General features: G+C 71.2%; 10 protein-coding genes. 2 read left to right on the top strand and 8 right to left on the bottom strand.

Going from position 1 to position 19,521, the window contains the following annotated elements:
- The first annotated feature begins 45 nt into the window (after positions 1-45).
- Positions 46-738 carry a cysteine hydrolase family protein gene (locus HB662_RS05695; RefSeq protein ID WP_168048121.1) on the top strand — a complete coding sequence of 231 codons (693 nt, stop codon included), beginning with the start codon at positions 46-48 and terminating at the stop codon, positions 736-738.
- Here HB662_RS05695 and HB662_RS05690 read toward each other — a convergent pair.
- From HB662_RS05690 to HB662_RS05660, 7 genes are read right to left on the bottom strand one after another with little or no spacing between them, the layout of a single operon-like run.
- Positions 723-1,913: an MFS transporter gene (locus HB662_RS05690; RefSeq protein ID WP_168048119.1), complete on the bottom strand. Its 1,191-nt coding sequence runs from the start codon at positions 1,911-1,913 to the stop codon at positions 723-725. The genes HB662_RS05695 and HB662_RS05690 overlap by 16 nt on opposite strands.
- Complete coding sequence (locus HB662_RS05685; RefSeq protein ID WP_168048117.1) at positions 1,910-3,256, bottom strand: NAD(P)-binding domain-containing protein; 1,347 nt, start codon at positions 3,254-3,256, stop codon at positions 1,910-1,912. The genes HB662_RS05690 and HB662_RS05685 overlap by 4 nt, the downstream gene beginning before the upstream one ends.
- Positions 3,253-3,663 carry a PadR family transcriptional regulator gene (locus HB662_RS05680; RefSeq protein WP_209443130.1) on the bottom strand — a complete coding sequence of 137 codons (411 nt, stop codon included), beginning with the start codon at positions 3,661-3,663 and terminating at the stop codon, positions 3,253-3,255. Before HB662_RS05680 ends, HB662_RS05685 begins: the two co-directional genes overlap by 4 nt.
- Positions 3,664-3,708: 45 nt before the next feature.
- A complete protein-coding gene (locus HB662_RS05675; RefSeq protein ID WP_168048115.1) occupies positions 3,709-6,804 on the bottom strand; it encodes an efflux RND transporter permease subunit in 3,096 nt (1,031 codons plus the stop codon).
- Between the two features lie 3 nt (positions 6,805-6,807).
- Complete coding sequence (locus tag HB662_RS05670; RefSeq protein WP_168048113.1) at positions 6,808-9,927, bottom strand: efflux RND transporter permease subunit; 3,120 nt, start codon at positions 9,925-9,927, stop codon at positions 6,808-6,810.
- Entirely contained in the window at positions 9,924-11,375 is a 1,452-nt protein-coding gene (locus HB662_RS05665; protein WP_168048111.1) for an efflux RND transporter periplasmic adaptor subunit, read from the bottom strand. Before HB662_RS05665 ends, HB662_RS05670 begins: the two co-directional genes overlap by 4 nt.
- Positions 11,372-12,850 carry an efflux transporter outer membrane subunit gene (locus HB662_RS05660; protein ID WP_168048109.1) on the bottom strand — a complete coding sequence of 493 codons (1,479 nt, stop codon included), beginning with the start codon at positions 12,848-12,850 and terminating at the stop codon, positions 11,372-11,374. Before HB662_RS05660 ends, HB662_RS05665 begins: the two co-directional genes overlap by 4 nt.
- Before the next feature lie 376 nt (positions 12,851-13,226).
- Between HB662_RS05660 and HB662_RS05655 the strand changes: the two genes are divergently transcribed.
- Complete coding sequence (locus HB662_RS05655) at positions 13,227-17,390, top strand: choice-of-anchor I family protein (protein WP_168048107.1); 4,164 nt, start codon at positions 13,227-13,229, stop codon at positions 17,388-17,390.
- Here the strand turns inward: HB662_RS05655 and HB662_RS05650 are convergent.
- The gene (locus tag HB662_RS05650) at positions 17,380-19,479 is read right to left on the bottom strand and encodes a hypothetical protein (RefSeq protein ID WP_168048105.1); all 2,100 of its coding nucleotides are present in this window, start codon (positions 19,477-19,479) and stop codon (positions 17,380-17,382) included. The two genes, HB662_RS05655 and HB662_RS05650, sit on opposite strands and share 11 nt — an antisense overlap.
- Between the last annotated feature and the right edge of the window lie 42 nt (positions 19,480-19,521).

The raw sequence follows: 19,521 nt of genomic DNA, 5'->3' as shown, positions 1-19,521 counted from the left end.
CCGGGCCGCGTGCACAAGATTCGGGGCGGGGGCATGGGGGAAGCGATGGATTGGAAGACCGGCTGGCGATCCTTCTACTATCAGGGCGCGCCGGAGACGCCGGACCCGGTGCTGGTCCGCGGCCGCGTCGCGCTGCTGGTGATCGACGTGCAGGAAACCTATCTGGAGCGCCCGGACCCGGCGGGGCTGGCGGGCGAGGAACTGGCCCGCTTCCACGCATGGACGCCCTTCCACACCCGCATGCACGGCACCGTGCTGCCCGCCATCCAGCGCCTGCTGGCGCGCTTCCGGGCCGATGGCAACCCGGTGTTCTTCGCCCGCATCGCCTGCCTGCGGCCGGATGGCGCGGACCGCTCGCTGAGCCAGAAGAAGCCCGGCTGGAACAACCTGCTGCTGCCGCAGGACCGGCCGGATTCGCAGATCGTGGCCAGCATCGCGCCGCAGCCCGGGGAGATCGTGGTCACCAAGACCACGGATTCGGCGCTCACCGGCACCAATCTCCGCCTGATCCTGTCCAATATGGGCATCACCCATGTGGTCTGCGCCGGCATCTTCACCGACCAATGCGTCAGCTCCACCGTCCGCAGCCTGGCCGATGAGAGCTTCGACGTGATCGTGCTGGAGGATGCCTGCGCCGCCGGCAGCGACGCGCTGCATGAGCGGGAGCTGGAGATCCTTAACCGGATCTATTGCGAGGTGATGCGGGTGGAGGATCTGCTCGGCTACTTGCCCGCCTGAACCACGCCCGCCGGCGCCGCGCGCAGCAGCAGCAAGGCGAGGCAGCCTGTCAGGGCCAGCGCGCTGGTCACGCCCAGCGCCAGCTGCACCCCGCCGCGTTCCAGCATCAGCCCGAACAGGAAGGGGGAGGCCGCCTGCAACAGCCGTGCCGGCGCGCCCAGCAGCCCCTGCCGCGCGCCGTAGCCGCCCGGCCCGAACACCGCGAGCGGCAGCGTGCCCTTGGCGATGGTCATCACCCCGTTGCCCATGCCGTGCAGCACCGCGAAGGCCGCCGCCGCCGGGCCACCGACCAGCACCAGCGCCAGCGCGCCGAGCGGATGGCCGAGCATCGCCAGCCGGGCCGAGACCAGCGGATGGAAGCGCCGCAGCAGCCCGAATTCCGCCACCCGCGCCGCCACCTGCGCCGGCCCGATCAGCGCCCCGGCCGCAACCGCCGCCGCGGCGGTGGCGCCCGCCGCCTGCAGCAGCGCCGGCAGATGGGCCGCCATGGCGCCGGCGATGAACCAGCTTCCGGCAAACACATAGGCCAGCAGCGGCATGGTCAGACGGCTTGGTGCCGGGGCCTCGGCTTCCGGCGCGGCGCTGCGCTGTTCGGGAGGCGGCGCCTTCGGCACCAGCAGGCGGTTCAGCGGCAAGGCCACCAGCAGGTGCAGCCCCGCCCAGGCCAGGCAGGCGCCGCGCCAGCCGAAGCTCTCCTCCAGCAGGGCGGAGAGCGGCCAGCCGACCGTGCTGGCAAAGCCCGCGAGCAGCGTGATGCCGGTGATCGGCCCGCGCGCTGCCCGGCCATACAGCCCGGCGAGCGTGGCGAAGGCCGCGTCATACAGCCCCATCGCCATGCCGAAGCCGAGCACCAGCCAAGCCGCCGCCATGCTCCAGGCATCCTGCGCCAGGCCCAGTCCCACCAGCCCCGCCGCCAGCACCAGGTTGGAGACGGTCAGTACGCCGCGCCCACCCTTCGCATCGATCACCCGACCCACCGCCGGCCCGGCGAGGGCGGAGACGATGAGCGCGGCGGAGAAGGCGCCGAAGACCCAGGCGGTGGAGATGCCGAATTCGCGCGCCATGGGCGCCGCCAGGATGGCTGGCAAATAGTAGCTGGAGGCCCAGGCCAGCGTCTGCGCCGTGCCGAGGGCCAGGACGACGCGGCGTGCGCCGGGCGGCGAGGGCTCGCTCACGCCACGCCGCAGCAGGGTGCGGTGGCGGCCAGTTCGGGCTTCGGCGCGCAGCAGGTGCCCTGCGGCGTGACGGGCGTGCAGCAGGATGCGGCGGCGGGCGCGCGGTCCGTGCTGCAGACGCCGGTCTCCGGCAGTTCCAGCTTCACCCGCCGTGCTGCCTCCGCATCGCCGGCCAGGTGGGCCGCGATGCTGCGGACCTGTTCATGCCCGGTGGCCAGCAGGAAGGTGGGCGCGCGGCCGTAGCTCTTCATGCCGGCGATGTAGAAGCCCTGTTCGGGGTGGCGCAGCTCCGCCTCCCCATGCGGGCGCACCGTGCCGCAGCTGTGCAGGTTGGGGTCGATCAGCGGGGCGAGGGCGGGGGTGGCCTCCACCGCCAGGTCCAGCGCCAGCCGCACCTCCCGCAGCAGGCCGAGGTCGGGGCGGAAGCCGGTGGCGACGATCATGCGGTCCGCCTGCACCGTCACGGCCTGCGTGCCCTGGCGCCCGCTGATGGCCAGGCCGCTGTCCTGCGCCGCCACACGGTCGATCAGGAAGGGGGCGAGGGCGGTGACGGCGCCGGTCTCCACCAGCGCCTGCGCCCGCGCGCCGAGATCGCCGCGCGCCGCCAGCCCATCCCGCGCGCCGCCGCCGAAATTCACCGCGCCGAGCGGCCGGCGGAAGGCCCAGAGGATGCGCGTGCCTGGCTCCTGCCGTGCCAGCTCCACCAGGTCCAGCACCGCATTCATCGCCGAATGCCCGGCGCCGACCACCAGCGTGGTCCGCCCGGCATGGGCCTGGCGCGCCGCGCCCAGCACATCCGGGATGCCATAGGCGATGCGCGCCTCCTGCGCCGCCTCCCCCAGCGCCGGCAGGCCATGCGCGCCGGCCGGGTTGGGGCTGGACCAGGTGCCGGTGCAATCCAGCACCGCCGCGGCCTCGATCGCCTCCTCGCCCTGCGCGGTCTGCAGATGCAGGGTGAAGGGCGCGGCCTCGCGATCCGCCGCGTCCCGCAGCCGCCCCATGTCCCGCCGTGCCACGCCCGTCACGCGCACGCCGGTGCGGATGTCGGCGGCCAGCGCGGCGGCCAGCGGGTCCAGGTAGCGGGCGACGAGCTCGGCGCCGGTCGGGAAATCCTCCGGCTCCGGCGGCGTCCAACCGCGGCTTTCCAGCAGGGCGCGCGCCGCGGCATCGATGTTGTAGCGCCAGGGGGAGAACATCCGCACATGGCCCCATTGGCGCACCGCCTCCGCCACGCGCGGCCCGGCTTCCAGCACCAGCGGGCGCAGGCCACGGGCGCGCAGATGGGCGGCGGCGGCCAGGCCGATGGGGCCGGCGCCGAGCACGGCGATGGGCAGGCTGGTCATGGCGATTCTCCCTCGCAGCAATCCGGGGTGGGGAAGGCGCGGGCCGTGTCGGCCAGCACGGCGGTGGCTTCCATCCAGGCATCGAGCGCCACGCGGAAGGCGGCCCGGCCGCTGTCGGTCAGCGCATAGATCCGCCGCTGGCGGCCCTGCACCACCTGCTCGGCGACGGTGACGAAGCCGCCGGCCTCGAATTCGCGCAGCACGGGGTAGATGGTGCCCTCGGTGGGGGAACAGCAGCCGCCGGTCACCCGCTCCACCCGCCGGGCGATGTCGTAGCCATGCATCGGGCCGTCATGCAGCACGCGCAGGATGAAGAATTTCGACAGGCCCATCTTGATGATGCCCGCCCAATAGTCGCGGGCACCGTAGTCGATGGGCAGCGGGGTGCGGCGGGCAGTGGGGCTCATGCGGGAAGGCTACACATTGCCCTCCAATGCATCAAGCCCCCCTTGTCAGGCCGGCGCCACCGCGGTGGCCGGGGGCAGCCTCCGCCGCCGCGTCGCCGCCATCCGCTCGAAGGTCAGGTAGACGGCGGGGGTGGTGTAGAGCGTCAGCAGCTGGGACAGGATAAGCCCGCCGATGATGGTGATGCCCAGCGGCTGCCGCAGCTCAGCCCCGGGCCCAGTGGCGATGGCCAGCGGGATGGCGCCGAACAGGGCCGCCAGCGTGGTCATCAGGATCGGCCGGAAGCGCTCGCGGCAGGCTTCCAAGATCGCCACCATCCCGCCCTCGCCGCCTTCGCGTTCGTGGGCGAGGGCGAAATCCACCATCATGATGGCGTTCTTCTTCACGATGCCCATCAGCAGGATCACGCCGATCATCGCGATGACGCTGAAGGGCGTGCCGGTGGCCAGCAGCGCCAGCAGCGCGCCGATGCCCGCCGTCGGCAGGGTGGAGAGGATGGTCAGCGGGTGGATCAGGCTTTCGTACAGCACGCCCAGCACGATGTAGATGGTGACCAGCGCCGCCAGGATCAGCAGCGGCAGCCCGGTCAGGAAGCTCTGGAAGCTGCGCGCATTGCCGGCGAATTCGCCGCGCACGCTGGCCGGCATCTGGATGTCCAGCGCCGCCTGCTCGACGATCCGCGTCGCCGCCCCCAGCTCCACCCCCTCGGCCAGGGAGAAGCTGATGCTGGCCGCCGGGAACAGCCCCTGATGGGTGATGGAGCGCGGCGCCGTGGTGCGTTCCAGCCGCACCAGCGACCCCAGCGGCACCGGCCCGTCGCGCCCCGGCACGAAGATGCCGGTGAGCTGGGACGGGTCCTCGGTCAGCCGCGGGTCGATCTCCAGGATCACGCGGTACTGGTTCCGCATGCGATAGATGGTGGAGACCTGGCGCTGCGCGAAGGCGTTGTTCAGCGCGCCGCCGAGCGCGGAGATGGAAACGCCCAGCCGCGCCGCCGCATCCCGGTCGATCACCAGGCGGGAGACCAGGCCGGTGCGTTCCTGGTCCGATGACACATCCACCACCTGCGGCAGGGTGCGCAGCTGGTTCACCAGCCGCTCGCTCCAGGTGCCGAGGTCGTCGAGGTCCGGCGTCAGCAGCACATACTGGTAGCTGGCATTGCCCTGCCGGCCGCCGATGTTGATGTCGCTCTGCGCCCGCAGGAAGGTCTGCACGCCGACGATGCGGCCGAGCGGGGCGCGTAGCCGGGCGATGATCTGGTTTGCCGTCAACCCGCCGCGCACCTCCAGCGGCTTCAGCGCCACCTGCAGTCGGATGTTGGAGGAGCCGAAGAAGCCGCCACCACCCAGCGAGGCGGCGATGTTCTCCACCGCCGGGTCCTGGCGGATCACCGCCATCACCTGGTCCTGGTAGCCGACCATCGCCTGGAAGGATGTATCCGGCTGCGCCACCACGGCGCCGACCAGCAGGTTGCTGTCCTGCTCCGGGAAGAAGGCCTTGGGCACCTGCATGTAGAGCCAGACGGTCAGCCCAACCAGCGCGACGGTGAAGCCCACGGTCAGCCGGCGCCAGCGCAGCACCACGGCCAGGCTGCGCATATAGCCATCAATGGTGCGGTCCATTGCCCATTCGAAGCCGCGCCCGAAGCGGCTCGGCGGGCGGGGCGTACCCTGCGCCAGCAGCACCGCGACCATCGGCGTGACGGTGAGCGAGATGACGGCGGAGATCGCCACGGCGATGGACAGCGTCGCGGCGAATTCGAAGAACATGCGGCCGACCACGCCGCCCATGAACAGCAGCGGGATGAAGACAGCGATCAGCGAGACACTCATCGACACCACGGTGAAGCCGATCTGCCGCGCGCCCTCCAGCGCCGCCTGGCGCGGGCGCATGCCGCGCTCGCTCATCCGCGCCATGTTCTCGATCATGATGATGGCGTCATCCACCACGAAGCCGACCGAGATGGTGAGCGCCATCAGCGAGAGGTTGTTCAGCGAGAACCCCACCATCCACATCACGCCCAGCGTGCCGAGCAGCGACAGCGGCACGGAGATGCCGGCGGCGACGATGGCGGAGAACCGCCGCAGGAACACCGCCACCACCAGCACCACCAGCACGATGCTGATCAGCAGCGTGTGCTGCACCTCCGCCACGCTGGCGCGGATCGTCTCCGACCGGTCGCGCATGATGGTGATGTCGATGCCGGCGGGGATCCAGCGGTTGAGGTCGGGCAGCAGGTCGCGGATGCCGTCCACCACCTCCAGCACATTGGCGTCAGCCTGCTTGTAGATGGTCAGGATGACGGCCGGGCGGCCGTTGTAGGACCCGGCCTGCCGCCGGTCCCGCGGCCCCTGGTCCACCCGCGCCAGGCTGGACAGCCGCACGATGGCGCCGTTGGACTGCGTCACGACGATCTCGCCGAACTCGGCCGCCGTGCTCAGCCGGTCATTCACCGCGATGGCGGAGGATTGCTGCGGCCCGTCGATCAGCCCGGTGGCCTGGGTGACGTTGGCGCTGGTGATGGCAGTGCGGATCTGGTCCAGCGAGACATTCGCCGCCGTCGCCGCCGCGGGGTCCACCGCGACGCGGATTGCCGGCTGCTCGGCCCCCGCGATGGCGACCGTCGCCGTGCCGTTCACCTGCGACAGCCGCGGCACAACCACGCTGTCCGCGGCATCGTAGATCTCGCCGGCGGTCAGCGTGTCGGAGGTCATCGCCAGGATCAGCACGGGCAGGTCGCCTGGGTTCAGCTTGCGAAAACTCGGCTGGCTGGTGAGGCCGGAGGGCAGGTCCGCCTGCGCCGCATTGATCGCCGCCTGCACGTCCCGCGCCGCGGATTCGATGGAGCGTTCCAGGTTGAACTGGATGATGATCCGCGTGCTGCCGAGCGAGGAGGTCGAGGTCATCTCGCTGATGCCCTGGATCTCGCCCAGCTTGCGTTCCAGCGGCGCGGCGACGGAGGAGGCCATGATGGCCGGGTCCGCGCCGGGCTGGCTGGCGGTGACGGCGATGGTCGGGAAATCCACCTTCGGCAGCGGCGCCACGGGCAGGTCGAAATAGGCGACCAGCCCGGCGAGCGCCAGGCCGATGGCCATCAGCGTGGTGCCGATGGGCCGCGCGATGAAGGGGGCGGAGATCGACATGCGCTACTCCGCCGGCGCCGGCGGCGCGGCCCGGCGCGTCAGGCGCTGGGCACGGTCGCGGATCGCCTCCATCGCCAGGTAGATCACCGGCGTGGTGTATAGGGTGATGACCTGGCTCAGCAGCAGCCCGCCGATGACGGAGACGCCGAGCGGCAGCCGCAGCTCCGACCCCGCCCCGCTGCCCAGCACCAGCGGCAGCGCGCCGAGCAGGGCGGCCATGGTCGTCATCATGATCGGGCGGAAACGCAGCAGGCAGGCCTCGCGGATCGCATCGCGCGGGCTCATGCCATGGTCGCGCTGTGCCTCCAGTGCGAAGTCGATCATCATGATGGCGTTCTTCTTGACGATGCCCATCAGCAGCACGATGCCGATCAGCGCCACCACCGACAGATCCAGCCCGAACAGCGCCAGCCCCAGCAGCGCGCCGATGCCGGCGGAGGGCAGGGTGGACAGGATGGTGATGGGGTGGATGACGCTTTCATACAGCACGCCCAGCACGATGTAGATGACGATGATCGCGGCCAGGATCAGCCAGCCCTGGCCGGCGAGGGACCGGGTGAATTCCGCCGCATCGCCGCCGAAGCTGCCGGACATGGAATCCGGCAGGCCGAGCCGCGCCTGTGCCATGCGGATCGCCTCCAGCGCCTGGCCGAGGGAGGTGCCGGGGGCCAGGTTGAAGCTGAGCGTCACCGCCGGGAACTGGTCCTGCCGCGTGATGGTCAGTGGGCCGCGACCGCGGGTGATGGTGGCGATCTCCGCCAGCGGGATCTGCGGCGCGATGGCCGCACCTGCGGCGGCGCCGGTGACGCGCAGCATGCCGATGGCGGCCGGATCATTCGCCTGCGCCGGATCGGCCTCCAGCACCACGCGGTACTGGTTGTTCTGCGCGTAGATGGTGGAGATCTGGCGCTGGCCGAAGGCGTTGTACAGCACGTCATCCACCGCCTGCATGGTCACGCCGAGCCGCGCCGCGCGCAGCCGGTCCACCTGCACCTGAACGCGCAGCCCATCCTCCCGCTGGTCGCTGCCGACATCGCGCAGTTCCGGCAATTCCCGCATCGCGGCCAGCATGCGCGGCGCCCACTCGGCGATCAGCGACGCATCGCTGTCCATCAGCGTGTACTGGTACTGGGTGGCGGAAGGCCGCGTGCCGATCTGGATGTCCTGCACCGGCTGCATGTAGGTCTCGATGCCGGCGATGGTCGCCAGCTCCGGCGCCAGCCGCGCCATGACGGCGGAGACATCGTCGCTGCGTTCCGCTCGCGGCCGCAGCACCGCGGTCAGCCGGCCGGTGTTCTGCGCCGCATTCACCGTGCCGGCGCCGGCGACGGAGGTGACCGCCACCACATCCGGATCCTGCCGCACCCGCTCCGCCACCTGGCGCTGCAATTCGGACATCCGGGCGAAGGAGACGTCCTGCGGCGCTTCGGTGGTGATGGTGATCAGCCCGGTATCCTGCAGCGGCAGGAAGCCCTTCGGCATGATGACATAAAGGCCCACCGTGCCGGCGACGGTCAGCGTCGCCAGCACCAGCATCATCCCCTCCCGCGCCAGGGCCCAGTCCAGGGTGCGGGCATAGAAGCGGCGCAGGGATTCGAAGCCGCGCTCGAACAGGTCGGAGATGCGGCCGGGCTTGTCCTCGCCATGCGGGCGCAGCAGCAACCCGCACATCATCGGCGTCAGCGTCAGCGAGACCACCATGGACACCAGGACCGAGACGGTGAGCACCATGGCGAATTCGCGGAACAGCCGCCCGACCACGCCTTCCATGAACAGCAGCGGGATGAAGACGGCGATCAGCGACAGGGTGAGGGAGACGATGGTGAAGCCGATCTGCTTCGCGCCCTCATAGGCCGCCTGCAGGGGCGGCTTCCCCTCCTCGATCAGCCGGACGATGTTCTCGATCATCACGATGGCATCGTCCACGACGAAGCCGGTCGCGATGACCAGCGCCATCAGGGAGAGGTTGTCCACCGAATAGCCCAGCAGCGCCATGATGCCGAAGGTGCCGATGATGGACAGCGGCAGCGCCACGCCCGGAATCACCGTGGCCCGCGCCGTGCGCAGGAACAGGAAGATCACCAGCACCACCAGGATGATGGACAGGATCAGCGTCAGCTGGACCTCATGCACCGAGGCGCGGATCGTCTCCGTCCGGTCGGAGACGACGGCGAGTTCGACCCCCGCCGGCAGGGCGCGCTGCAGGCCGCCGAGCTGGCCGCGCAGCGCCTCCACCGTCGCGACGATATTGGCCCCCGGCTGGCGCTGCACATCCAGCAGCACGGCGGGCCGGCCATTGTACCAGGCGCCGGTCAGCGTGTTCTCCAGCCCCTCCACCGCCACGCCGACATCGCGCAACCGCACCGGCGCATCCTCGCGCCAGGCGATGATCAGATCCTCGAAGGCGGCGGGGGAGGTGATCTGGTCATTCGCCATGACGGCGGAAGCCTGTTGCGGCCCGTTCACGGACCCCTTGGCGCCGGCCACATTGCCGGCGGTGACGGCGCTCCGCACCGTCTCCATGCCGATGCCGTAGGAGGCCAGGCGCCGCGGATCCACCTGCAAGCGCACCGCGGGACGCATATTGCCCTGCACCGCGACGCGGCCGACGCCGCCGACCTGCGCCAGCCGCTGCGCCAGCAGCGTGTCGACGATATCCGACAGCCGCGCCACCGGCAGCGTGTCCGAGGTCAGCGCCAGGGTCATGATCGGCGGGTCGGCCGGGTTCACCTTCGCATAGGTTGGCGGGTAGGGCAGGGTGGAGGGCAGGGTGCCGCGCGCCGCGTTGATCGCCGCCTGAACATCCTGCGCCGCATCATCGATGTCGCGCCCCAGGTTGAACTGCAGCGTGATGCGGGACACCGACGGCCCGCTGACGGAGACCATCTCCGCCAGCCCCGAGATCTGCGCCAATTGCCGTTCGAGCGAGGCGGTGACCAGCACCGCGATGGTGTCCGGCGACGCGCCGGGCAGCTGCGTCGTCACCTGGATGGTGGGGAAATCCACCTCGGGCAGGGAGGAGACGGGCAGCCGCATATAGCCGTACAGCCCGGTCAGCAGCACCGCGATGGCCAGCAGCGCCGTGGCGATGGGCCGGGCGATGAAGGGGGCGGAGATATTCACGGTGCGGCCGGTCGCCGCGCCGGCGCAGCGCCCTCCCGCGCCCCACTTTCCGTAGCCGCACCTGCCGGAGCACCACCTTCCGGCGCGGCACCAGGCGGACCGCCCGCCTGGGCAGCGCCGGGCCGCCCGCCGGGGCCGCCACCGGGCGCGCCGCCGGGAGTGCCACCGGGGCGCCGCCGCACCTGCCGAGGCACCGCCACCGGCACCACCGGCTCCGCCACCTGCACCGCGCTGCCGGAGACCAGCCGCAGCGCGCCGGAGGAAACGGCGCGCTCACCCGGCCGCATGCCGCGCAGCACCACGGCCTGCTGGCCAGCGATGGTGCCGAGGGTCAGCGGCCGCTGTTCCACGGTGTTGTCGTCCTTGACGACGAAGGCATAGGGCCCCTGCGGCCCGCGCTGCACGGCGACCAGCGGCAGCACCACCACGTCCCGCAGCGTGGCCACCTGGATGCGGGTGTTGACGAAGGCGCCCGGCCACAAGCGCAGGTCCGCATTCTCGAACTCCGCCTTCAACTTGATGGTGCCGGTGGTGGCGTCCACCTGGTTGTCCACCGTCACCAGCCGGCCGATCGGGTTGGGCAGCGGCGCGCTGCCATCCAGCCGCGGCGGCGCCGATTCCGCCAGCCGTGCCTCCACCGGTACCGGCCCGGCCTGCAACGCCTCCATCACCTGCGGCAGGGTCTGCTGCGGCAGGGTGAAGGTGACGGCGACGGGGCGAAGCTGCGTCACCACGACAATGCCGGTGGTGCTGCTGGACTGAACGAAATTGCCCACATCCACCAGCCGCAACCCGATGCGGCCATCGATCGGGGACCGGATGGTGGTATCGTCCAGCTGGGCCTGCGCGTTGTCGATCGTCGCCTGGTCGAATTGCAGCTGCGCTTCCAGCTGCGCCACCGTGGCGCGCTGGGTGTCCAGCGTCTGCTGCGAGGTACCGCTGCTGCGGGCGAGCTGGGTGTAGCGCTGCAGGTCGCGCTGGGCATTGGCGAGCTGCGCCTGGCGCTGCGCCCGGGTCGCCACCGCCTGGTCCAGCGCCGCCTGGTAGCTGCGCGCATCGATCCGCACCAGCACGTCGCCCGCCTTCACCTCCTGCCCCTCGCGGAACAGGATCTCGGTGATGCGGCCGGAGACCTGCGGCGCGATGGTGACGGTGTTGGAGGCCTGCACGGTGCCCAGTGCATCCAGCATGATGGGCAGGTTCTCCACCGTCGCGGTGGCGGCGGTGACCGGGATGGCGGGCGCGCCGATGCCGCGGCGCGGGCCGGCGGGCGCCGTGGTGGTGGCAGTTCCCCCGCCGAACCAGCCCTGCTGCCAGCCATACCAGCCGCCGGCGCCCAGCAGCAGCAGCAGGACCAGCCACAGCCAGCGTGCCCGGCGTCGCGGGCGCAGGGCGGGATGCGAGGTTTGCGGCGTTTCCGCCTTCGGGGGCCGGGGCAGATCGTTCATGGCGACAGGTTCGCTCCACCACCAAGGGCCACACCACCGAGCGCAACGGGCGCGACATAGGTCCAGCCGCCTCCCAGCGCCGTGAACAACGCGGCGGCGGCCTGCAGCCGGTCGGCCTGCGCCTGCGCCAGGGCGTTGCGGGCGCTGAACAGGCTGGATTGCACGGTCAGCACCGTCAGCAGGTCCACCGTGCCGGCCTGCAACTGCGCCTCCGCGATACCATAGGCGCGCTGCGCCGCCTCCGCCCGCACCCGCTGCAACTGCACCGATTCAGTGGTGCGGCGCAGCGCGGAGAGACTCGTCTCCGTATCCTGCAGGGCGAACAGGATGGCGCGCCGGTATTCCGCCAGCAGCTCCGCCTGCCGGGCGCTGAACTGCTCCACCTGGGCGCGCAGCGCGCCGGCGTTGAAGATCGGGGCGGTGACGCCGGCGGCCAGGTTGTAGACGGTGGAGCCCGGCCGCAGCAGCGTCTCCAGCGCCAGGCTCTGCAACCCGCCGCTGCCGGTCAGCGCGATGGTGGGGAACAGCGCGGCGCGCGCGGCGGCGACATTGGCGTTGGCGGCGGCCAGATTGGCCTCGGCCAGTTGCACGTCCGGGCGGCGGGCCAGCACCTCGGCCGGCAGGCCGGGCTCGATAGCCGGCACGGTGATTTCCTCCAGCCGCACGGCGCGGATATCGATCTCGCCGGGTGCCACGCCGGTCAGCGTGCCGAGTGCGAAGCTGTTCTGCTCCGCCACCTGCTGCAGCGGCGGGATGGCGGCGCGCTGCTGTGCCACGGCGGTTTCCTGCTGCGCCACGTCCAGCCCAGTGGCGGTGCCGACCGCCACGCGCTGGCGCAGGATGGACAGGTTGCGGGTCGCGACTTCCAGGTTGCCGCGCTGGATCTCCAGCTGCTCCTGCGCGCCGAGCACGTTGAACAGCGCATTCGCCACCGCCGACTGGGTGCTGAGCGCGGTGACGCCGATCGCATAGCGCGCGGCGGTGGCGGAGGATCGGGCGCTGTCCAGGATCGCCCGGTTGCGGCCCCAGAAATCCACCTCGTAGCTGGCGGAGAAGCCCCCGCCGAAGCTGTTGCTGGCGCTGCCGGCGGTGTTCAGGTTGCGGCTGGTGCCACGCGACCGGCCGGCCGAGAAATCGGCATCCACCGTGGGCAGCAGCGCCGCGCCGGAGATCCGCACCTCCGCATCCGCCTGGCGCAGCCGGGCCGCCGCCGCGGCGAGGTCCAGGTTCCCGGCCATGGCGGCACGCATCAGCGCATCCAGCTGCGGCGCGCCGAAGGCTCGCCACCAGGTGGCATCCGGCCAGCGCATGGCGCCCGGCACCGGCTCCGCATTCGCCGCCCGGAACAGCGTGGGCAGCCGCAGGCCGGAGGCGGCGGGATCGATTCGCGCGGCGCAGGCACTTGCCAGCCCCCCCAGGCCCAGCAGGGCAGAGGCTCGGATCAGATTGCGGCGGGCGGGGGGAGGGAAAGACATGCGGGGAAGTATGAACCTTGGCTGTGGCGCCGGGGAGGCAGCGTCCTGTTCTTTGGTCCGCCCGGCGGCGCGGGGCCACCTTCTTTTGGCTACGAAGCATTGCGGTCCGTAATAGGGGGTGCCGCGGCCCGGCCGGATGAGAGGGGCAGGTTGTCTGGGTGAAAGGTTAACGGTTCTTCAGCAGAACTGACTTCGGCGTGTCATATGAGGCGGATAGGTGTCCGCCGATGAGACGGACGCCGGTTCAGCAACACGTGACATCGCACATGGGCCGGCCCTTTGCCGTGCCCGGTTGCGCGCGGCCTGGCTGCTCCGGATTTCGCCCCGCCTGAAGCCCTCGCCGGCCCGGGGGGCTGGCGGCGTTCGGAGTATCCCCATGAGCCTGAGCACCACACCGACCAACGCGCTGAACTTCGCCGAGACCGGCAGCATTGCCCTGGCGGGCGCGGAGATTTCCGCATTCGACAAGGACAGCCAGCGTCTGTTCGTGACCTCCAGCGCCGGGCTGCAGGTGGTGGACCTGTCCAACCCGGCGCAGCCGGTGCTGGTGACCACCATCGACTTCACCGGTCTCGGCTTCGCCACCACGGACATCACCAGCGTCGCCGTGAGCAACGGCCTGGTGGCCGTGGCGCTGCCGAACGCGGACAAGGCCCTGCCCGGCCAGGTGGTTTTCCTGAACGCCGCCGATGGCACCCTGATCAACGCCGTGACGGTCGGCGCGCTGCCGGATGCCGTGACCTTCACCCCGGATGGCAGCAAGCTGCTGGTGGCGAACGAGGGTGAGCTGAACGAGGCCGGCACCGATGGCGACGGCAGCGTCAGCATCATCGACCTGAGCAACGGCGCCGCCAGCGCCACCGTCACCACCGCCACCTTCGACGCCTTCGACGGCCAGGAGGATGCGCTGCGCGCCGCCGGCGTCCGCATCTTCGAGGGCCGTAGCGTCTCCCAGGACGTGGAGCCGGAATACATCGCCGTCGCCGCCGATGGCCTGTCCGCCATGGTGACGCTGCAGGAAGCGAATGCGGTCGCGAAGCTCGACCTCGTCACCGGCACCTTCACCGAGATCGTGGCGCTGGGGCTGAAGGATTTCTCCGGCCTGCTGGCCGATTTCAGCGACCGGGACGGCCCGGGCAACGACCCGCTGAACGCCAACCTCGTGAACGCCCCGGTCTTCGGCCAGTACATGCCGGACGCGATCGACAGCTATCAGGCCGATGGCCAGACCTTCTACGTCATCGCCAATGAAGGCGACGACCGCGACGACTTCCTGGACCCGGGTGAGACCATCCGCGTCGGCAGCGGCAGCTACGACCTCGACGACACGGTGTTCCCGGACGAGGCGACGCTGAAGGACAACGACAACCTCGGCCGCCTCACCGTCTCCAACGCCCCCGGCCTGCGCGGCGACACGGATGGCGATGGCGATATCGACCAGATCCTGATGTACGGCGCGCGGTCCTTCTCCATCCTCAATGCCGATGGCGACGTGGTCTTCGACAGCGCCGACATCCTCGAGCGCATCGTGGCCGAGCAGTTCCCGCTGCTGGTCGATGACGGCCGCAGCGACAACAAGGGCCCGGAGCCGGAGGGCATCGAGATCGCCCAGATTGGCGACCGCACCTACGCCTTCGTCGCGCTGGAGCGGTCCAACACGACGCTGACCTTCGACGTGACGGACCCGGATGCGGTGACCTACACCGGTGCCGCGCGGCGCGAGGGTGATGTCAGCCCCGAGGGCGTGCTGGTGATCTCGGCCGAGGATTCGCCGACCGGCCAGGCGCTGCTCATCGTCAGCAACGAAGTCAGCAGCACGCTGTCCATCTTCGCCACGACCCAGGTGCCGTCCTTCACCCTGCAACTGCTGCACTTCGCCGACGGCGAGGCCGGCCTGCTGGCCGGTGACACGGCGCCGAACCTGGCCGCGCTGGTCGATGCCTTCGACAACGTCTTCCCGAACACGCTGATCCTGGCTGGCGGCGACAACTTCATCCCCGGCCCCTTCCTGGCCGCCGGTACCGATGCCTCCGTCGGCGCCACGCATGGCCGCGGCACCAACCCGGGCGCCGCCGACATCGAGATCCACAATCGTATCGGCGTGGAAGCCTCGACCATCGGCAACCATGAATTCGACCTCGGCACCAATGCCTTCGCCGATGCCGTGGCCGATGCCGCCTTCCCCTACCTGTCGGCCAATCTGGACTTCTCCGGCGACGGCGCGCTGTCCGGCCGCTACACCGAGACGGTGGGCGTCGGCGGGCTGGAGGATGCCTCCACCCTGTCCGGCCGCATCGTCTCCTCCGCCGTGGTGGACAAGGGCGGCGAGAAGATCGGCCTGGTCGGCGCCACCACGCAGATCCTGGAGAACATCTCCTCGACCGGCGGCGTCGAGGTGAAGGGCTTCGCCGGCGACGGCAGCGAAGCCAACGACATGGCGCTGCTGGCCGCCCAGCTGCAGCCGGTGATCGACGAGCTGATCGCGCAGGGCGTCAACAAGATCATCCTGATGGCCCACCTGCAGCAGATCCAGTTCGAGAAGGAACTGGCCACCCTGCTGAACGGCGTGGACATCATCCTCTCGGCCGGTTCCAACACCCGCCTTGGCGATGCGAATGACGAGGCGGTGGCCTTCCCGGGCCACGCCGCCGACTTCGCCGACACCTATCCGCTGGTCGCCACCGGCGCCGATGGCGGCACCACGCTGATCGTCAACACCGACAACGAGTACACCTATCTCGGCCGCCTGGTGGTGGATTTCGACGCCGAGGGCCGCATCATCGTCGAGAACCTCGACAGCACGCTGAACGGCGCCATCGCGGCGACCGATGAGAATGTTGCCGAGGCCTGGGGCGTCTCGGTCGACGACCTCGACACCACCGCCTTCGCCGACGGCACCAAGGGCGCCGGGGTGGCGCAGATCACCGAAGCGGTGGAAGCGGTGATCGCCGCCAAGGACGGCAACGTCTTCGGCTACACCGACGTCTACCTGGAAGGTGAGCGCGCCCAGGTCCGCAGCCAGGAAACCAACCTCGGCAATCTGACCGCCGATGCCAACCGCGAGGCGGCCTCCGACGCGCTCGGCGACCAGCCCTTCGTCTTCTCCCTGAAGAATGGCGGCGGCATCCGCGCGCAGATCGGCGCCATCGACGTGGTGAGCGGCGACAAGGAGCCGCCGCTGGCCAACCCGGATGCCGGCAAGCCGGCGGGCGGCGTCTCCGAGCTCGACATCGAGAACGCGCTGCGCTTCGACAACAAGCTGATGGTGTTCGACACCACGCCGCAGGGCCTGCTGAACATCCTGAACTTCGCCGCGGGCATCAACCCCGGCAGCGGCGGCTACATCCAGCTCGGCGGCGTGCGCTTTGCCTTCGATCCGGACAATGCGGCCGGTGAGAAGGTGACCAGCATCGCCCTGACCAACCAGGCTGGCGAGGTCATCGCCCGCGTGGTGGAGAATGGCCAGGTGGTGGACGGCGCCCCGGCGCTGATCAGCGTGGTGGCGCTGAACTTCACGGCCAATGGCGGCGACGGCTACCCGGTGAAGGCGAATGGCAGCAACTTCCGCTACCTGCTGGATGACGGCACCGTCAGCGCGCCGATCGATGCCTCGCTGGACTTCACCGCCTCCGGCAACGTCCCGGCCAATGCGCTGGGCGAGCAGCAGGCGCTGGAGGAATACCTGACGGAGTTCCATGGCACGCCGGACACCGCCTTCAACCAGGCGGACACCTCGGCCGCCGAGGACACCCGCATCCAGAACCTGAACGCCAGGCCGGATGCGGTGTTCGAGGGCACCGAGGTGACCGGCGGCGAGACGGCCGACCGCTTCGTCGGCACCGCCGGCGACGACACGCAGCAGGGCGGCGGCGGCGATGACCGCCTGCTGGGCCGCGATGGTAACGACCTGCTGATCGGCGACGCCGGCAATGACCGGGCCGTCGGCGATGCGGGTGCCGACACGCTGCTGGGCGGCGACGGCAACGACACGATGGCGGGCGGTGCGGGCGACGATACCGTCGTCGGCGATGCCGGTCGCGACCGTCTCCTCGGCGATGCCGGCAACGACCGCCTGTTCGGCATGGCCGACGAGGACACGATCCTGGGCGGCACCGGCAACGACTTCATCGATGGCGGCAGCAGCATCGACCGCATCGCGGGCGGTGCCGGCGACGACACCATCTACGGTGGCCTCGGCGCCGATGTGCTGCTGGGTGGTGAGGGCGCGGACATCTTCAGCTTCGCCTTCTACGAGGAAAGCCTGCGCGGCCAGTCCGACCGCATCCGCGACTTCTCGGTGGCGGATGGCGACAAGATCAGCTTCCAGGATTTCGACACCGACGCGCTGCTGCCGGGCGACCAGGGCTTCGCCTTTGTCGGCACGGATGCCTTCCTGGGCGATGGCCAGGCTTCCATCCGCCTGCTCTACGGCGCCACCGGCACGGCCATCCAGGTCGACTCCGGCGATGGCGGCGCGGCGGAGATGGTGGTTCTGCTGGTCGGCCAGCCGGCGCTGCAGGCCAGCGACTTCATCCTGTAGCCCCGCGCCGCGGCGCCCCCCGGTCCGCCACAGGACCAGGGGCGCCAGCCGGGCCTCGGTTCATCAGGACCCGATCCATCAGGCTCGGGTCCATCAGGCCACGGTCGGCGGCCACCGCGATGGCAGTGGCCACCGATTGCAATCCGCGAATGGTCTGGTCCAGCGTCTCCAGTAATTCCGGGGCGCGCTGGGCAAGGCGGTGCGACATCGCGGGGGCGTCCGCGCCCTCCACCAGCCCCTCCGTCCCGCGCAGCAATTCCTCCACATCGTTGCCGATGCCATCGAGGCGCAACAGCGTCGCCGCGATGGCCGGCTCCTCCGTCGCCGCGAGGCTGCCAAGGATGGAGGACGCGACGCTTTCTCGATGATCCGGCCCCGCGACGGGGGCGGCGACCGGTTCCGGGGTCGGCTCGGGCGGCGCTTCCGGCGCAGCCGGAATCGCCTGGCGGGCCACGCTTTCCAGCGCCGCAGCCACGCTCGCCAGCCGCTCCACCGCGCGGGCGGGCGCCTCGCTGGCGCGCTCCAGCGCCGCGCAGGTCTGCGGCAGGTGCCCGGCCAGCCTCGCCAGCGCCTCCGTCGCCGGGCGCAGCCGGCGCGAGGCATCCTCCAGCACCCCGGAGGAGGCGCCCAACCGTTCGACGGCTGAATCCAGCAGCGGCTGCGCCGCGTCGATCGCCAGCAGATGCGCCTCCGCCGCCACGCCCAGGGTGCCGAGCCGGGTCGCTTCCTGGCGCAGGGCCTGGGTGGCGGCACCGATGCTGGCGGCGGCGATCTGCGCCTGCGATTCCAGCGCCGGCGCCACCAGGCCGAGGCCCGATGCCTCCTGCCGCAGCGCCTCGGTCGCATCGTCGATCCGGCCCGTCATTTCCGCCAGCTGCGCCTCCAGGCCGGGCCCGACGCTGCCGAGGCGTTCCGCCTCCGCGCCCAGCGCCGCGGTCGCGGCTTCAAGCCGCTGCGCCGTGCCGGCTGTTGTCTCGGCCGTCGCCTGCGCCTGTGCGAGCAGCGTGGTGCAGGCCGCGTCGATCCGCCCGGCAGCGGCCTCGGCGGGGACGGCGCTGGCGCCGAGCGCGGATTCCAGCCGCGCCCCCAGGGCCTCCAGCCGCGCGAGGCTGGCGCTTTCCGCCTCCGTCTCCGTCCCCGAGCTGGGCGCCTCCGCCTGCGCGCGCAGCGCCGCGGTGGCGGTGGCGATTGCCTCGGCCTGCGCGGCAAGGCCAGGCAGTTCGGCGCGCAATGCCGCCCCGGCCTGTTCCACCGGACCGGCCAGTGCCTCCAGCCGCTCCAGCAGGGTGGCTTCCAGGCGGGATTCCAGCGTGGCGGCCACCTGATCCAGCCGCTGCGGCAGCACCTCCCCCAGCCCGACCATGGCGGCGCCGGCGCGTTCCAGCCGCTGCGCCACGCCCGCCAGCCGGGTCGTCGTCGCCTCATCCTCCGCAGGCGCCGCCGCCTGGGCTGCCGGCAGCCGGGCGGCGAGCCACGCCTCCGCCGCGTTGATCGAGGCATCGAGCGGCGCGGCCAGCGCCAGCGTCACCTCCTGCGGGAGCCGGTCCAGCCGCGCCGCCATGCCCTGCGGGAACAGCGCCAGCGCCTGTTCGGCGCGGCCTGACATCTGCTCGATCCGGTGCGCCTGGGCATCCGCCAGGCCGGGCAGCAGGGCCAGGGCGCGGGCGGCGATGGCGCTGCTCTCCGCACTTTCCTCCAGCCGCGCGGTGGCGGTGGCGGCGGCTTCCGCCATGCGGCCGCCGGCTTCTCCGGCGCGTGACAGGGTACGGCTGACCTCGGCGCCGTCCCGCTTCAGGCGCAGCATCTCCTCCGTCAGGGAGCGCAGCAGCGCGGCGATGGCCTCCGTCGTGGTGTCCAGGGTCGGCGCCGCCGGCGGCGGTGGCGCCGGTGGGTTGCCGCGGCGCCACAGGCCGGCAAGTGCGGCCAGCCCCGCGGCCAGCCCCATCCCGGCCGCGGCCAGCGGCGTCCATCCAGCCGCTGCGACGCCTTCCGGCAGCACGCCCAACGTGCCCGCGCCGAGGGCAACCAGCGCCGCCGCCACCAGACCTTCCGGTCCGAGCCGGCGCAGGCCCGCCTTCGGCATCCTCATCGCGCCATCCGTGGCCAGCGCGTTGATCGCGCCGGAGTGTGT

It is taken from the genome of Falsiroseomonas frigidaquae (genome assembly GCF_012163145.1).
Taxonomy (GTDB): domain Bacteria; phylum Pseudomonadota; class Alphaproteobacteria; order Acetobacterales; family Acetobacteraceae; genus Falsiroseomonas; species Falsiroseomonas frigidaquae.
The sequence above is the reverse complement of the archived record's forward strand: the minus strand, read 5'-3'. Positions and strand labels throughout refer to the sequence as shown.

What these genes read in the sequence shown, in the direction of transcription:
- HB662_RS05695 (WP_168048121.1), top strand. Translation starts at nt 46, where the DNA reads ATGGATTGGAAGACCGGCTGGCGATCCTTCTACTATCAGGGCGCGCCG.
- HB662_RS05685 (WP_168048117.1), bottom strand. Translation starts at nt 3,256, where the DNA reads ATGACCAGCCTGCCCATCGCCGTGCTCGGCGCCGGCCCCATCGGCCTG.
- HB662_RS05680 (WP_209443130.1), bottom strand. Translation starts at nt 3,663, where the DNA reads ATGAGCCCCACTGCCCGCCGCACCCCGCTGCCCATCGACTACGGTGCC.
- HB662_RS05675 (WP_168048115.1), bottom strand. Translation starts at nt 6,804, where the DNA reads ATGTCGATCTCCGCCCCCTTCATCGCGCGGCCCATCGGCACCACGCTG.
- HB662_RS05665 (WP_168048111.1), bottom strand. Translation starts at nt 11,375, where the DNA reads ATGAACGATCTGCCCCGGCCCCCGAAGGCGGAAACGCCGCAAACCTCG.
- HB662_RS05660 (WP_168048109.1), bottom strand. Translation starts at nt 12,850, where the DNA reads ATGTCTTTCCCTCCCCCCGCCCGCCGCAATCTGATCCGAGCCTCTGCC.
- HB662_RS05655 (WP_168048107.1), top strand. Translation starts at nt 13,227, where the DNA reads ATGAGCCTGAGCACCACACCGACCAACGCGCTGAACTTCGCCGAGACC.
- HB662_RS05650 (WP_168048105.1), bottom strand. Translation starts at nt 19,479, where the DNA reads ATGAGGATGCCGAAGGCGGGCCTGCGCCGGCTCGGACCGGAAGGTCTG.